The organism is Cohnella algarum, from assembly GCF_016937515.1.
Lineage (GTDB): Bacteria > Bacillota > Bacilli > Paenibacillales > Paenibacillaceae > Cohnella > Cohnella algarum.
The window spans coordinates 5,445,287-5,459,603 of the sequence record NZ_JAFHKM010000002.1 but is presented as its reverse complement, the minus strand read 5'-3'; the positions used below and the strand labels follow the sequence as shown (position 1 = coordinate 5,459,603).

The 14,317-nt window shown below is 56.8% G+C and carries 16 protein-coding genes; 14 read left to right on the top strand and 2 right to left on the bottom strand.

Annotated elements, in window-relative coordinates; translation table 11 throughout:
• Together JW799_RS24700 and JW799_RS24695 are read left to right on the top strand one after the other, a co-directional pair.
• Positions 1-1,449 (top strand): HAMP domain-containing sensor histidine kinase, encoded by a 1,449-nt coding sequence (locus JW799_RS24700; protein ID WP_080838588.1) that lies wholly within the window; start codon positions 1-3, stop codon positions 1,447-1,449.
• Positions 1,450-1,494: 45 nt separating this feature from the next.
• Positions 1,495-2,787 carry an MFS transporter gene (locus tag JW799_RS24695; protein ID WP_338026325.1) on the top strand — a complete coding sequence of 431 codons (1,293 nt, stop codon included), beginning with the start codon at positions 1,495-1,497 and terminating at the stop codon, positions 2,785-2,787.
• An 88-nt stretch (positions 2,788-2,875) separates the two neighbouring features.
• On the opposite strand, the gene serA is transcribed toward JW799_RS24695, so the two are convergent.
• Both serA and JW799_RS24685 read right to left on the bottom strand, forming a co-directional pair.
• Positions 2,876-4,468, bottom strand: coding sequence for a phosphoglycerate dehydrogenase (serA, locus tag JW799_RS24690; protein ID WP_080838593.1), 1,593 nt, complete (start codon positions 4,466-4,468; stop codon positions 2,876-2,878).
• A 196-nt stretch (positions 4,469-4,664) separates the two neighbouring features.
• The gene (locus JW799_RS24685) at positions 4,665-5,585 is read right to left on the bottom strand and encodes a hypothetical protein (RefSeq protein ID WP_205432145.1); all 921 of its coding nucleotides are present in this window, start codon (positions 5,583-5,585) and stop codon (positions 4,665-4,667) included.
• A gap of 119 nt (positions 5,586-5,704) precedes the next feature.
• On the opposite strand from JW799_RS24685, the gene JW799_RS24680 reads away from it, so the two are divergent.
• From JW799_RS24680 to rpsA, 12 genes are all read left to right on the top strand, one after another.
• Positions 5,705-6,304 (top strand): CPBP family intramembrane glutamic endopeptidase, encoded by a 600-nt coding sequence (locus JW799_RS24680; RefSeq protein WP_205432144.1) that lies wholly within the window; start codon positions 5,705-5,707, stop codon positions 6,302-6,304.
• Complete coding sequence (locus tag JW799_RS24675; RefSeq protein ID WP_205432143.1) at positions 6,301-6,603, top strand: hypothetical protein; 303 nt, start codon at positions 6,301-6,303, stop codon at positions 6,601-6,603. Before JW799_RS24680 ends, JW799_RS24675 begins: the two co-directional genes overlap by 4 nt.
• 114 nt (positions 6,604-6,717) lie before the next feature.
• Positions 6,718-7,041 carry a hypothetical protein gene (locus JW799_RS24670; RefSeq protein ID WP_080838605.1) on the top strand — a complete coding sequence of 108 codons (324 nt, stop codon included), beginning with the start codon at positions 6,718-6,720 and terminating at the stop codon, positions 7,039-7,041.
• Between the two features lie 196 nt (positions 7,042-7,237).
• Positions 7,238-7,840 (top strand): genetic competence negative regulator, encoded by a 603-nt coding sequence (locus JW799_RS24665; RefSeq protein ID WP_080838606.1) that lies wholly within the window; start codon positions 7,238-7,240, stop codon positions 7,838-7,840.
• Positions 7,841-8,039: 199 nt separating this feature from the next.
• Complete coding sequence (gene prsW, locus JW799_RS24660; RefSeq protein WP_080838610.1) at positions 8,040-8,759, top strand: glutamic-type intramembrane protease PrsW; 720 nt, start codon at positions 8,040-8,042, stop codon at positions 8,757-8,759.
• A 31-nt stretch (positions 8,760-8,790) separates the two neighbouring features.
• Complete coding sequence (locus tag JW799_RS24655; protein ID WP_176220844.1) at positions 8,791-8,943, top strand: hypothetical protein; 153 nt, start codon at positions 8,791-8,793, stop codon at positions 8,941-8,943.
• A gap of 105 nt (positions 8,944-9,048) precedes the next feature.
• Positions 9,049-10,416 carry a germination protein YpeB gene (gene ypeB, locus JW799_RS24650; protein WP_080838612.1) on the top strand — a complete coding sequence of 456 codons (1,368 nt, stop codon included), beginning with the start codon at positions 9,049-9,051 and terminating at the stop codon, positions 10,414-10,416.
• Between the two features lie 143 nt (positions 10,417-10,559).
• Positions 10,560-11,216 carry a PilZ domain-containing protein gene (locus JW799_RS29820; protein WP_205432142.1) on the top strand — a complete coding sequence of 219 codons (657 nt, stop codon included), beginning with the start codon at positions 10,560-10,562 and terminating at the stop codon, positions 11,214-11,216.
• A gap of 4 nt (positions 11,217-11,220) precedes the next feature.
• The gene (locus JW799_RS24640; protein WP_205432129.1) at positions 11,221-11,412 is read left to right on the top strand and encodes a hypothetical protein; all 192 of its coding nucleotides are present in this window, start codon (positions 11,221-11,223) and stop codon (positions 11,410-11,412) included.
• 128 nt (positions 11,413-11,540) lie between these two features.
• Positions 11,541-12,245 carry a (d)CMP kinase gene (cmk, locus tag JW799_RS24635; RefSeq protein WP_205432127.1) on the top strand — a complete coding sequence of 235 codons (705 nt, stop codon included), beginning with the start codon at positions 11,541-11,543 and terminating at the stop codon, positions 12,243-12,245.
• A gap of 3 nt (positions 12,246-12,248) precedes the next feature.
• Entirely contained in the window at positions 12,249-12,827 is a 579-nt protein-coding gene (locus tag JW799_RS24630) for a lysophospholipid acyltransferase family protein (protein ID WP_080838626.1), read from the top strand.
• Positions 12,828-12,986: 159 nt separating this feature from the next.
• Positions 12,987-14,192 carry a 30S ribosomal protein S1 gene (gene rpsA, locus JW799_RS24625; RefSeq protein ID WP_080838629.1) on the top strand — a complete coding sequence of 402 codons (1,206 nt, stop codon included), beginning with the start codon at positions 12,987-12,989 and terminating at the stop codon, positions 14,190-14,192.
• Positions 14,193-14,317 lie beyond the last annotated feature (125 nt).

Below are 14,317 nucleotides of genomic sequence, written 5' to 3'. Positions count from 1 at the left end.
ATGGCGATATGGAGAACGGTAGTCGGAAAATTGTGGCTGACGATGATGGGGCTTGTCGCCGTCGTCATCAGCACCATCGGATTGTTCCTTCTTCAATATATCGATTTGACGTTCGAAAATTCGGTAAAAGTAAAGCATTTGTTCGTAGCGGCGGGGGCTGTCGGTTTTTTGCTGACAACCTTTTTCGCTTTTTTTCTCCTGACGAAAATCACGCAGCCGCTTCGCGAAATGAAAGAAGCCGCCGACCAGATCGCGCAAGGGGATTACACCGTTCGGGTCGCCATCCGTTCGACGGACGAAATCGGGGATTTGGCCAATACGTTTAATCAAATGGCCTCCGAGATCGACTCGCTCATCCGCATCCTGGAGCACGAGCGGGATCATCTGAGCAGCGTGCTGCGCAGCATGACCGACGCGGTCATTTCCTTCAACGCGGACGGCGGCGTCATTTTGACCAATCCCCAGGGCCAAAGCCTGCTCGAGGAATGGAACGCCTACGGGTGGGAGGAAGACGACCTGCCGAAGCCGGGGCGCGTTCCCGAGCCGCTGCTCGAAGCGTACCGCGAAGTCATTTCCAGCGGCAAGGAGACGACGGCGAAGCTGAACGTCCAAAACGAGGTCTGGTCGGTGGCGATGACGCCGCTTGCTTCGACCAGCGGCGTCCGCGGCGTGGTGGCGGTGCTGCGCAACGTGACCGAGGAACATCGGCTGGAAAAATTCCGCAACGATTTCGTCGCCAACGTCTCCCACGAAATTCGCACGCCGTTGTCGATGGTTCAAGGCTATAGCGAAGCGCTGCTCGACGACATTGCAGGTTCGCCGGAGGAACGCCGCGAGATGACGCAAGTCATTCATGACGAATCGCTCCGCATGGGACGGCTCGTGAAAGACTTGCTCGATCTTGCCCGCATGGAAGCCGGCCATATGGACTTGCATTTCGAGCGGCTCGACATGGGCGAGCTGCTGGGCAGGGTATACCGCAAATTTGCCGTCCTGGCGAAGGAGAAAGGGATTGCCCTGACGAAATCGACGGATGATGAGCCCCTCGTGCTGGAGTCGGCGGATCGGGACCGGCTGGAGCAGGTACTGACCAATTTGCTCGACAACGCGATCCGGCATACGCCCGAAGGGGCCGAAATCCGGCTGACGGCCAGAAAGCTGGAAACGCAGGGCGGTCCCCAGCTCGAGCTTGTCGTGCAGGATGAAGGAGAGGGCATACACTCCGACGATTTGCCGTATATTTTCGAGAGGTTTTACAAAGCCGACAAGGCTCGCAAACGCGAATCGAGCGGCGGCACCGGCCTGGGACTGTTCATCGTCAAAACGCTGGTCGAAGCGCATCATGGAAAAATTCGCGCCCAAAGCAAGCCGGGGAGCGGGACGACGTTTACGATCACGCTGCCGATCGGCGGCGCTTCCAAAACGGCGGGAAAAACGGCACGTCCATAAACGGCGAACTGGCGACGCAGCTCGCAGACGATGGGGGAACTTTCGGTGGGACTTCTTCGGGAGTGGAAAGAACGTCTGAAAGGCTCGAGAACGGGCGGAGCGCATACGCTTGCGCCGGAAGCGTTCGTCACCTTGTTTATTCATGGCTGCTTCCAATTCGGCGCGTCCATGTCGGGGCTTTTCTTGAACTTGTACTTGTGGCGGCTGACGGAGGATTTATGGGTAAACGGCATGTTCAACGTGCTCGTCTACGGGATTACTCCGCTCGCATTCGCGGCCGGCGGCTACATCGCCAAGAAAAAAGACCGGATGGTGACGTACCGGATCGGCATTATGCTCATTGCCGTCTTTTATTTGGGCGTCATTTTCGCGCGGGAGCAGGTAGCGGCCTATTATCCTCTGTTCGCGCTGTTCAACGGCACCGCTCTCGGGTTTTATTGGGTCGGGTACCTTGTCCTGATGTACGACGTGACGAGCGAGCGGAATCGGGGACGCTTTCTCGGCTTGAACCTGATCGTGTTCAATACGGCCGGCCTCGCGGGGCCGGCGCTGGCCGGATACCTGATCGGCCAATTCGAAGGACTGCAGGGCTACATCGTCACGTTCGCGATCGCGTTCGTCATGTTCGCCCTGGCTTCGATGTTCAGTTTGAAGATCGGAGCGCTGAAAATGCGCCACCGCACGTATTATTTGAATTACGCCGGCGAAATGATGAAGCGGAACCGGCTGTGGCTGAACTCGTTGTTCGGCTATTTCATCCTCGGCCTGTTTCAAGGCATCATGCTTTTCCTTCCGAACATCTTGCTTTATCAAACCTACGGCCGGGAGGATCGGGTCGGTCTGCTGACGGTGTTTTTCGCTCTCATTACGATTGGAACCGCATTCTTCGTCTCCCGCCGAAAATCGCACGACCGCGCGAGACAGGACGTGTTCTGGTCCACTTTGATGTCCGCCGGAGCCGCGTGCGTTCTGCTGATCGACATCAGCTGGTGGACGGTGCTGATCTTTATGATCGTGTTTTCCGTCTTCAATCCGCTGACCGTCAATTCCTTGAACGTCTATTATTACCGGCTTATGGACTTTTTGCCGCTCAAAGGACAGTTCCGGATCGAATCGGTCGTCATTCGCGAATTGTTCCTCAACATCGGACGCGTCATCTCCATTTTCGGGCTGATCTCGTTCGCCGACAACCCGGAATCGGCCGCGCTGCCCGTCGTCCTGGTCGCGTCGTCGATTTTGCAATTCGGCATCGTCTTTCTGGTGGCCGGACGGGCGGAGCGGCCTGCGGGCAACGCCGTTGCGGCAGAACGCCGGCGGCAGGCGGCCGAAAAGGGATAACCGGCCGGCGAATCGCGCTCCTTGAACGAAAAGGGGTCGTCCCTCAGGTCCATGTCGACCTTTCGGGACGGCCCCTTCGTTCCGTCGATTAGAGCAATTGCACTTCTTTCGCTTTGACGAGATCCGGCAAGCTTTCCAATTGCGCGAGCACTTCTTTCGGCACGGCTTTGTCGACGCCGAGCACCATGATCGCGGCGCCGCCGACGTCTTTCCGGCCGACCTGCATCGTGGCGATGTTGATGTCGTTCGTCCCGAGAAGCGTGCCTACCCGGCCGATAATGCCCGGCTTGTCATGGTGCGATATCAGGACATGGTGGCCTTGCGGCTCGACGTCCACCGGATATTTGTCGATTTGCGTGATTCGGGCGCCGAATCCGTTCAGCAGGGCGCCGGCGACCATGCGCTCTTCCTTGGCCGAACGCAGCGTAACGGTGACGAGATTCGTAAAGCCTTTGCTGGCCGACGATTGGTTGACGACGATGTTGACTTCGCGCTTTTTGGCGAGATGCATCGCGTTGACCGCATTTACTTGCTCGGCTCCGAGGTGGTAGGACAATACGCCCTGCACGATATACCGGGTAAGCTGCTGCGTATCGACGTCGGCGAGCTCGCCCGCGTAGCCGACGACAATTTCCTTCACCGGGCCTTCGGTCATTTGAGCGGCAAAGCTGCCGAGCTTGCGGCCGAGCGAGAAATACGGCTCCAGCTTCGCCAGGACGTCGGCGGGAACCGGAGGCATGTTGACGGCGTTTTTGTACGGTTCGCCCCGCAAAATGTGCAGGAGCTGCTCCGAAACGTCGATCGCCACGTTCTCCTGGGCTTCGACGGTCGAAGCGCCGAGATGCGGCGTGACGATAATTTTCGGATGGGACAGGAAAGGATGCTCCGGCTTCGGCGGTTCTTCTTCGAAGACGTCGAACGCCGCCCCGGCGACGATCCCGGCGTCGATCGCCTCCACGAGCGCGGCTTCGTCGATAATGCCGCCGCGCGCGCAGTTGACGATCCGCATGCCCGGCTTCATGACCGCGAACTGCGCTTTGCCGATCATATGGCGGGTTTCCGGCGTCAGCGGCGTATGAACGGTAATGAAATCGGCGTTTTTGATCACTTCGTCGACGGAAGCCAGCTTGACGCCCATTTTTTGGGCGCGTTCTTCGGTCAGGAACGGATCGTAGCCGAGAACGGTCATGCCGAACGCTTTCGCCCGCGCGGCCACTTCGCTGCCGATGCGGCCCATGCCGAGCACGCCGAGCACCTTGTTGCGCAATTCCACGCCGACGAACGATTTGCGGTCCCATACGCCGCCGACCGTTTTCAAATAAGCTTGAGGAATATGGCGGGCCAGGGCCATCATCATGGCGAACGTGTGCTCGCACGTCGTGATCGTGTTGCCGTCCGGCGCGTTAATGACGATAATGCCGCGTTTGGTGGCGGCTTCCAGATCGATATTGTCGACGCCTACGCCCGCGCGGCCGATGACTTTCAGCCTTTTGCCGGCGGTCATAATGCGTTCGGTGACGCGGGTTTGGCTGCGGACGAGGAGGGCGTCGTACTCGCCGATAATCGCGGCAAGCTCGTCTTCGCTAAGTCCGGTCTTCTTGTCGACGGCGATGTCGACAGCCTCGACCAGTTGCGAGATGCCCAAGTCGCTGATCGGGTCCGATACCAACACTTTAAACATGTGAATCCCCCTAGGTTCGTTGTTTGCAATATTGAAAACACCCTCAATCAGTCCTCCGCCCGCGTGCAAGCGGCCGAACGGTGCGATGAGGGTGAACTCCGCAAGGTCACTTCGAAAAGCCTTTCTTATTTTAAAGCAATCGGACAGCCAAATGCAACGGTCAAACTGAAACAAAAAGGTGAAAGGGAACGTAAATCTACTTGTCCGGGAAAAAGAAGGGCAGCTGCGGAAGCAATTGCCCGCCGTAGAAGCGGTTCTTCAACTGGAGAAAGTCGCCGTCGCGAACGGCGTCGGTTTGCGTCAGCAGCTCGCCGACGGCACCCATCGATTTCAGCTTCATTTTGCCGGCTTGGCCGGAGGCGATGAACGCGTCGATTCGCGCGGTCAAATCGTGCGGCATATAGTCGCTGAGCTCGCGCTGATCGGCCAGAAATTCCGCGGTCAACAAGTTGCGGCGGACGAGCGGCAGCGTCTGCCATCGCGCCAAATCCACCATCGTATCGAGCTCGCTTTCGGCGTCGATGTCGGGATCGACGGTGGCCGCCCAGCGGAGCATGGATTCGTAATAGTTTTCCTGGGCGGACAAGCCTTGCTCGAGCGCTTGCGTATAGTACGCGTCGGATGCGAGAGCGTTCAGCAGGGCGGTGGCGGGCCCTTCGTTCGCTTCGGAGGCCTTCGCCTCAAAGCCGGTCGCGAACAGCTTGAGGCTTTTGAGGTAGGCGACTTGAGCATCCTGCAAAAGCGGCGATACCGGCGGGATATAGGCGACTTTCGCCGCGTCGTATTTTTGGTTGGCGGATTTTGCCAGTTCCTTCAGGGACGCGGAACGATCCGCCGTCGGATCGGACAGCCACTTCTGCTTGGCCGTCGTCCACTCCGTTATGAATTCACGATAAGGCAAAAATACGGTATGATAAAAGGATACGAGGTCTTGCTGTTGGTATGCGTTGGCGGAAACCTGCCGGACGGACGCGGTTTCGCCGCCGCTTTCGAAACGCGCTTCGGTTCGCTCGGTGCCGATCTTTACCCCGTAGAAGAACGCTCCTACCGCGACGATAAGCAAAAAGATAAATCCAAGTGCAAGCATGAGGTCGGTGCGAGTTAGACGTTTCTCCATCGGATACTCCTTTAACGACATGTTTTAGCAAAATTTGAGTCGGCGCAAGCCGCGTAGGTCAAGTATAAAAAAATAAACGGCGCTTGAACATATCCCAATTCGATAACCTTAGAGGTATTATGAAAAAATTCGACATTCGCAACATTAAAATACGCAAGGTGACCGTCGACGAGCTCGACGACAACATGCTGCTCGTCAATTTGTACTTGACCCAACTTCTTACTCTTATTATCGGTTTCATATGGGTGATTTTGCAGGGCAGAAACGCGATTAATTTATTTGCAATTCCTGACAGTTTCGAATTCGCCGGCTGGGCGGCCGGGCTTGCGGCCGTCATCGTCGCCTTCGACATCGGCATCTCGCGCTGGGTTCCGGAGGAGGCGATGGACGACGGGGGCGTAAACGAAAAAATTTTCCGAAAGCGCGCGGTCTGGCACATCGCCCTCATCTCGTTTATCGTTGCCGTATGCGAGGAGCTGCTGTTTCGGGGAGCGATCCAGCATTCGATCGGGCCCTATTGGACCAGCATCTTGTTCGCGGCCATTCACGTTCGGTATTTGCGGCACTGGATTCCGACCGGCATGGTTTTCGGGATCAGCTACGGCATCGGATTGCTGTACGATTTTACCGGCACGCTTTGGGCGCCGATCGCGACGCATTTCCTTTTTGACTTCGTCATGGGGTTGATCATTCGTTTTCGGAAGGAAGAGCAGAAATGAAAGAAAGCGACCATTCTTCGGTATGGACGCGCTACAAAGAAGCCAAGCGGATCGCGCTTGAGACGGAGGAAGAGAAACCGGAGAACGAAGAGCCGCGGACGCTCGAAGAACTGGAAGCGGCGATCGCCAGAACGGCCGAGCTGTCCGGCATTCCGGAGACGGGATTGCCGCCGCGCGCCGGCATTCACGAACGGGCTTCGAGGGGCTACTCGCGCTGGTTTTACCGGGCGCTCGTCGTTCTTTTTACGGGCCTGGTCGTTTTTATGTTTTGGATGGGGAGGCAATATTACGGAGAATGACGAGGCCTTTCGCTTCCTGATTTTGATGGAGCATGACCCGGGGCGCCGCGAGCCACACTATACCCGTCAATACCCGATAAACGGGCAGCAAATAGGGCATCAGGAGGGAATAATGTGAAAATCGGTTCTTTCATTGTCGGAGGTTTGGCCGGAGCGGCGGTCGTCATGCTGATGCAGCGCAACGGACGCATGATGGCGATGGCCGGAACGGCCGGCGAAAGCCTGAAGCGCAGGGCGGGCGAAATGAAGGGCGAGGCGCTCGGACGGCTGTTTTCGATGGGGACGGGCGGCGAGCGCGGCTGGAGCGGCAAAGACCAATCCCGTGAGCGCGGGGAAAACGAGGGTCTCGGCCATGTCGCGAAGCTGGCGTCCCAAGACTCGGAGGTCAAGCGGCAAGTCGATAAAATCCTCGAAGAAAACGCCAAGCATCCCAATTGACGCAACCTCGAAACGAGAGCGGCGCTTTCTCTTCCGAAGCGGGAGAAAAGCGCCGTTTTTTTTGCGTTTCGGTGCTTTTTCCTAGTGCATTTCATGTGAAGAAGTGATAACATGTTGTAAAACGCATTTCAAGCACACATTATATGCCACAACATACGCTGTTATCACCCATCGGTGGGGGAAGGAGGATCCTGTCATGAGGATGGAGCGGCTAAGCCAAGACAAGATTAGGATTTTCCTTACGTTTGACGATTTGACCGAACGCGGAATTCAAAAGGAAGATATGTGGCGAGAAATTCCGAAAGTGCACGAACTATTCAGCGAGATGATGGATCAGGCGTACAACGAGCTTGGATTCGACGCTTCGGGACCGCTGGCGGTCGAAGTGTTCGCGATGCCGGCTCAAGGCATGGTCGTCATCGTCACCCGCGGAAAGCTCGATCGGGATGCGGATTCGTCCCCCGAGGAAGAATTGGACGAAGACGTTTACGAAATGGAAGTGACGCTCGAACAGAGCGAAGCCATCATATATCGTTTCCGCGACATCGAGCACGTCATCGATGCCGCCAAAACGCTCAGCGGACGGCTGACCGACGAAGGCCGGATGTACCGTTACCAGAAGGACTGGGTGCTTTGCTTCGACCCTGCCGGCTGGGAGAACGGCGCCTACCAAGCCTTGATCGCCGTGCTGGCTGAATACGGAGAAGCGTCCACGGTTACGCCGGCGGTGCTCGAGGAATACGGCCAACTGGTCATCGCTTCCGAAGCGGTCAAGACGTTGGCGGAGCATTTTGCCTAAACATGAAGTCCCTTGTCTTGCTTTGCAAATCGTTGCATGCGGAAAATGACGGATATTGCCCGAATGACGGCTACGTTATTTGGACAATATCCTTTTTTGTTTAAATTTCGATTAAATATTTCGGAACCTTTTCCCAAGCGGGTGCTTGAATCCGAAGGACGTTGTATAATGGTTACAACGAAGGGAGGGAGGACGTAAGGTGACGATTTTCTCGCTGGTCGCCGCGGCTGTCGCGCCAGGAATCGCTTTGCTTGCCTATTTTTACTGGAAAGACCGCTACGATTCGGAACCGTTATCGATGGTGCTCAAGCTGTTTCTGACCGGCATCCTGATCGTGCTGCCGATCATGATCGTGCAGCGCGCGCTCATGATCTGGCTGGGAGAATCGCCTTTTACGTTCTCTTTCATCGTCACTTCGGCCGTCGAAGAGTTTTTCAAATGGTTCGTTTTGTACCATATCATTTACAATCATACCGAGTTTGACGAGCCTTACGACGGCATCGTATACTCGACCGCCGTGTCGCTCGGCTTCGCGACGCTGGAAAACGTGCTCTACGCCTTCCTCGAGCCGGTGACGTTCGGCACGCTGCTCGTGCGCGCGCTGCTGCCCGTGTCCGGTCACGCCTTGTTCGGGGTGTTCATGGGCTATTCGCTCGGCCGAGCCAAATTTTCCCACGGGGCCCGAACCCGGCTTCATCTGTGGATGGCGTTTTTGCTGCCCTGGTTTTTGCACGGGCTTTACGACTTTTTGATGCTGACCGTGTCCCGTTCGTGGATCTGGATTTTCGCGCCGTTCATGTTCATTTTGTGGTTCGGCGGCATCCGCAGCGTCAATCGGGCCAACGCCCGCTCGCCGTTCGGCATCCTGAAACGGGACGACGAGGTTAAAACGTTCTCGACCCGTCCATACTCTGAATGACAATATCAGATGAGGAGTGGACGCGAGGTTCATGACGGCGGTACGGGTCAAAGTAGTCATCCGCTGCAAGCAATGCGGCGAAAAATTCGTCCTGAGAGGGCGCAGGGAACGGGGCCGCGTCGATACCGGCTTCAAGCAATGCATATGCAACAACGCGAACGATTTCGACATTTCCGAGGAATAGGCGGCGCTTTAAGCGCCCGCAAGCAAATTCCGTGCATAAAGCCGATCTCTTTGTCCCACACTAACGCCACTAAGTAGTCTGGGAAAGAAAGGGGTCGGCTTTTGCATGTATGCTCGACTTAGCTCCGTCCTGTTTCCGATCGCCGCGCTTTTGTTCGTCGGGGCGCTGTTGTGGGGATATCAGGAACATCAGGAAAAAAACGCGGTTTTAATCAAAGCGGAAAACCAGTACCAACGCGCGTTTCACGACTTGACCAATCATATGGGAAAGCTGCACGACGAGCTCGGGCAATCGCTGGCCGTATCGTCCGCATCGCAAGGAATACAGCGAAAAAGCCTCGTGAACGTCTGGCGTCTGACGAGCGAGGCGCAAAACGAAATCAATCAGCTTCCGCTCGCGCTGCTGCCGTTCAACAAAGCCGAACAATTTCTTTCGCGAATTTCCGATTTCGCCTATCGGACCGCCGTCCGGGATTTGGCCAAGCAGCCGCTTTCCGACGATGAAATGAAGACGATGAAGTCCCTTTATGCGAAAGCGGAAGACATCAATAACGACCTCGGCAAAATGAGGGAGGCCGTCTTGACGGACCGCCTGCGGTGGATGGACGTGGAAGTCGCGATGGCGAGCAAGGACGAGCCTCACGACAATACGATTATCGACGGCTTCAAGGCGGTCGACAAAAAAATCGCCGCGTACCCGGAAAACGACTGGGGACCGTCGTCGATGTCCGCCGACCGGAAGAAGACGATGGCGGCGCTGTCCGGAAAGCCCGACGCCAGCGAAGAGCAAATCAGGCAAAAAGCGCTGGAGTTTGCCGGAATGACCGTTCAATCGGGGGGCGGGCATGAGATGACCGTTACGGAAAACGGCAAAAACACCGATATGCAGACGTATTCGGTGCGCATGAAAACCGCGGAAGGCGGTAACGTCGAACTGGATTATACCCGCAAGGGCGGCGAGCTGCTCTGGTTCATGAACACGCGAACCGTCAAGGAGCGCAATCTCGACACGGCCGGGGCCAAGGCGCAGGCCGCCAAGTTTTTGGAAAGCCACGGCTACGAAGGCATGACCCCGGTCACTTACGACGAGTACGATCATGTGGCGGTGTTCACGTTCGTAGGCGAAAAGGACGGCGTCCGCGTCTACCCGGACAAGGTCACGGTGCGGGTGGCTCTCGACAACGGCGAGACGGTAGGGTTGCAGGCCGCGGACCACGTATTCGCCGGCAAGACGCTCTCCGCGAGCAAGCCGAAGATGAAGATGGAGGAAGCGCGAAAAGGGCTTCACCCGGACTTCGAGGTTCAGGACCATCATTTGGCCGTCATCGAGAACGAAGAAGAAAAGCAAGTGCTCTGCCACGAATTTACGGGCAAAATCAACGGAAGCAGGTATCGGATTTACATGAATGCCGATACTGGTATCGAAGAGGAAATCGAAATGTTGCCCGATTCGGCAAAAGCGATTTTGAAATAATCGGCTCCGGTTCGGGAAGCTGTCTGCCGCGACGCGCGCGGCAGGCGGCTTTTTTCGCGAGGAGGCGTACCTAATCTTCCGCGGCGTGGTATAATCGAAAGGTATATTTCGCCTTTCATCAAATCGCCCATGGAGGGGTCAGGGTGCTCCCGAAAATCAACCAGACGATATTCATTCATCCTGCGTCGGCCGAAGGCGCCGAAAGCGGAACCGTTACCCTGCGCTCCCGGCTCGCCGATGCCGACGAACGGGCGCTGTTTATCGAAATTCCGCTCGTGGAAGAGACGAGAAAGCTGTACCGGGCGGAAATCGGCGAGGAGCTGCGGCTGTTCTACTTTACGGCCGAAGGGGTCAGGCATCAGTTCGTTTCGAAGGTGACCGGCTTTCGCAAGGACGCCGTCATGCTCGTCGCGATCCGCAAGCCCGACCCGCAGGAAATTTCCAAAGATCAGCGCCGAAGCTTTCTCCGGGTCGATGCCCAATTGGAAACCGCCATCCGCATCGGCGACAAAATCCGGTTCACCGCGCTGACGGAAGACGTCGGAGGCGGCGGATTGTCCTTTCGTTGCGAACGGAAATTTCCGCTCACGCCGGAAATGAAGCTCACGGGCTGGCTGCTGATCCCGTACCGTTCCGGAACGGTTTCGCACGCCAGCTTCGAAGCCGAAGTCGTGCGCGTCGTGCCGGAGGAGCCGAACCATCTGAAAGCGATGGTCAAATTCAACGATATCCAGGATTCGGAACGGCAGAAAATCATCCGCTACTGTTTCGAAAGGCAGCTGGATTTTCGCAAGGAATGATCTCATGAACGAACGCCCGAACGAAAAAACGGCTTTTATCCGGTGGACGAGCCGCATCGAGCGGGGCTTGCTGAGGACGGCGGCCGCGCTGGCCGCGGCGCTGCTGGTCGCCCAGCTCCTGCTGCAAATCCCTTCCGTCCGGCACTTTCTCTCGGGAGCGGAATCGTATGAAGGAATCGTTTACCATACCCGTTGACGCCTTTTTGCGGCATGCTTTTTTTGCATCTGCCAAAGGGGTGTGGTATAATTTTCTCGAATGCAAGCAGGCCGCGCCTGCTGCTTTTTTCTTACGGTTGTGTTGAGTAGGAGGACCTTTCATACCCCATGAATCCACATTCGACGTTTCCCATCAACATCGCGATAGACGGTCCCGCCGGCGCCGGCAAGAGCACGGTTGCCAGGCTGGTCGCCGACCGGATGCGATATATTTATGTGGACACCGGAGCCATGTACAGAGCGGTTACCTATATCGCCTTGCGACAGGGGCTCTCGCCTGACGATTCGAAGCGGATCGGGGAGCTCGCGGAGCGTTTGGATATCGTACTGCTTCCCGACGACGAAGGACAGCGGGTTTTGGCCGACGGAGAGGACATCACCTCGCAAATCCGCTCCCTGGAGGTCAACCGCAACGTTTCGCGGGTTTCGGCCATCGAGGCGGTCCGGCTTCGAATGGCGGATCTTCAGCGGCAAATGGCCAAATCCAAAGGCGTTGTCATGGATGGAAGGGATATCGGCACGCATGTGCTGCCCGATGCGGAGCTTAAAGTGTTTCTCACCGCTTCTCCGAGAGAGCGGGCGATCAGGCGTTACCGCGAGATGGGCGAAGCTCCGCTAGTCACCTTGGACCAACTGGAGCATGAAATTTCCGAACGCGACCGAATGGACCGCGAACGCGAATTCGCTCCGCTCGTTCAGGCGCTCGACGCCAGGTACATAGATTCCACCGGGCGATCGATCGAGGAAGTCGTGGACGAGATCGTCGAATGGGGGCTTAAGGCTTCAAGAACCATTTCCGCGGGGGAGAAGTAAAGGATGTTATACCGGTTCAGTCGGGCGTTGCTTCGAGTTCTGTTCGCGGCGCTTTACCGTTTCGAAGCGCGGGGGATCGGCAACGTTCCGCTCGAAGGTCCCGTCATTCTGGCGAGCAACCACAAGAGCGTCATGGATCCGATCGCGCTCGGGATCGCGGTTCCGAGACAGATCCATTTTATGGCGAAGTCGGAGCTGTTCGGGATTCCGCTGTTCGGAGGGCTCATTCGCAAGCTGGGCGCATTTCCCGTCAAACGCGGCGGCGTGAGCAAGGAAGCGATCCGGAACGCGATCGATTTGCTGCAGGACGGCCGGGTCATGGCCATTTTCCCGCAAGGAACCCGCAACGAAGATATCGGGATGGGCAAGCGGGGAGCCGTGACAATGGCGCTTCGGTCCGACGCGAAAATCGTTCCCGTCGCCCTCATCGGCAATTATCGCCTGTTCCGGAAGATGATCGCCGTCTACGGGACTCCGATCGACTTGAAAGCGTCGGCGGCAGCGGGCGTGGACATGGAAGCCGCCACGGAGGACATGATGTCGCGAATCCGCGAAATGGCTTCGACCGGACGGCCGCGATAACGGGCAAGCAAGACGATTTGCCGGCACTTCTATCGATTATCTTTCGAACGCCCTTTTTTACAGCCGTCATTTGGTTTAAGATTAAAGATGGGATCGATTTAAACACCGCCAAACCTGCGGGTTTAAATAAAGCTGTGGTAGAACTGAGGAGGTATTTTCATGTCTGAAGAACTGAATGTCCAGGAAACGGCGGCCGCCGAAACGGTCAGCCAGGATGCGCTTGAGAACATCGTATCCTTGAAAAAAGGCGATACCGTGAAAGGAACCGTCGTTAAAATCGATGATAACCAAGCTTTCGTAAGCCTTGGATATAAATACGACGGAGTCATTCCGCTGCGGGAACTGTCTTCCGTTCAATTGGATAACGCATCCGACGCCGTGCAAATCGGCCAGGAAGTCGAGGCGAAAGTCGTCAGCATCGACGACGACAAGGAGAAGCTGGTCCTCTCCAAACGCCAAATCGACAGCGCCCGCGCATGGGACGAACTGCAAGCCAAATTCGATAGCGGCGAAGCGTTCGAAGTGACGGTCGCCGACGTCGTCAAGGGCGGCCTTGTCGCCGACGTGGGCGTTCGCGGCTTCATCCCGGCTTCGATGGTCGAGCGTCACTTCGTCGAAGATTTCAGCGGATACAAAGGCCGCGCCCTTCGCGTCAAAGTGAAGGAGCTGGACCGCGAAAACAACAAGGTCATCTTGTCCCAGAAGGACGTTCTGGAAGCGGAATACGAGGAAAAGAAGCAGCAAATCATGGCTTCCCTCGAACCGGGCCAAGTGATCGAAGGAACCGTTCAACGCCTGACGCCGTTCGGCGCGTTCGTGGATATCGGCGGCATCGACGGCCTCGTTCACGTATCCGAGATCGCCTGGACGCACGTCGCCCATCCGGCCGACGTCGTTTCCGAAGGCCAATCGGTCAAAGTCAAAGTGCTTAAAGTCGATCCGTCGATCGGCAAAATCAGCCTGAGCATCAAGGCCGCCCAACCGGGTCCGTGGGAAAGCGCCGCCGGCAAATTCAACACCGGCGACATCGTAACCGGCGTCGTCAAGCGCCTTGTCAGCTTCGGCGCGTTCGTCGAAATCGCGCCGGGAGTCGAAGGCCTCGTGCACATCTCGCAAATCGCGCACCGCCATATCGCGACTCCGTTCGAAGTGCTGAAAGAAGGCCAGGAAGTGCAAGCGAAAGTGCTGGACTTCAACCCTGCCGAGAAACGCGTCTCCCTTTCCATCAAGGAAACGGAAGAAGCGCCGCCTCGCGAAGAGCGCGCTCCCCGCGCTCCGAAGCAAGAGTCGAACCTCCCGGCTCCGGAAAGCATGAGCTTTACGCTCGGCGAGAAGTTCGGCGACAAGCTGAGCAAATTCAAATAAGAAGTTGTCCCCAATCCATAACCGTCCCGAAGCAGGAAACTGCCTCGGGGCGGTTTTTTGTCTTTCGGGTCCGAAAGGCGAAGGCTCGCCGTTATTTTCAGAGCATACTAACGGCAGGAAAAGGG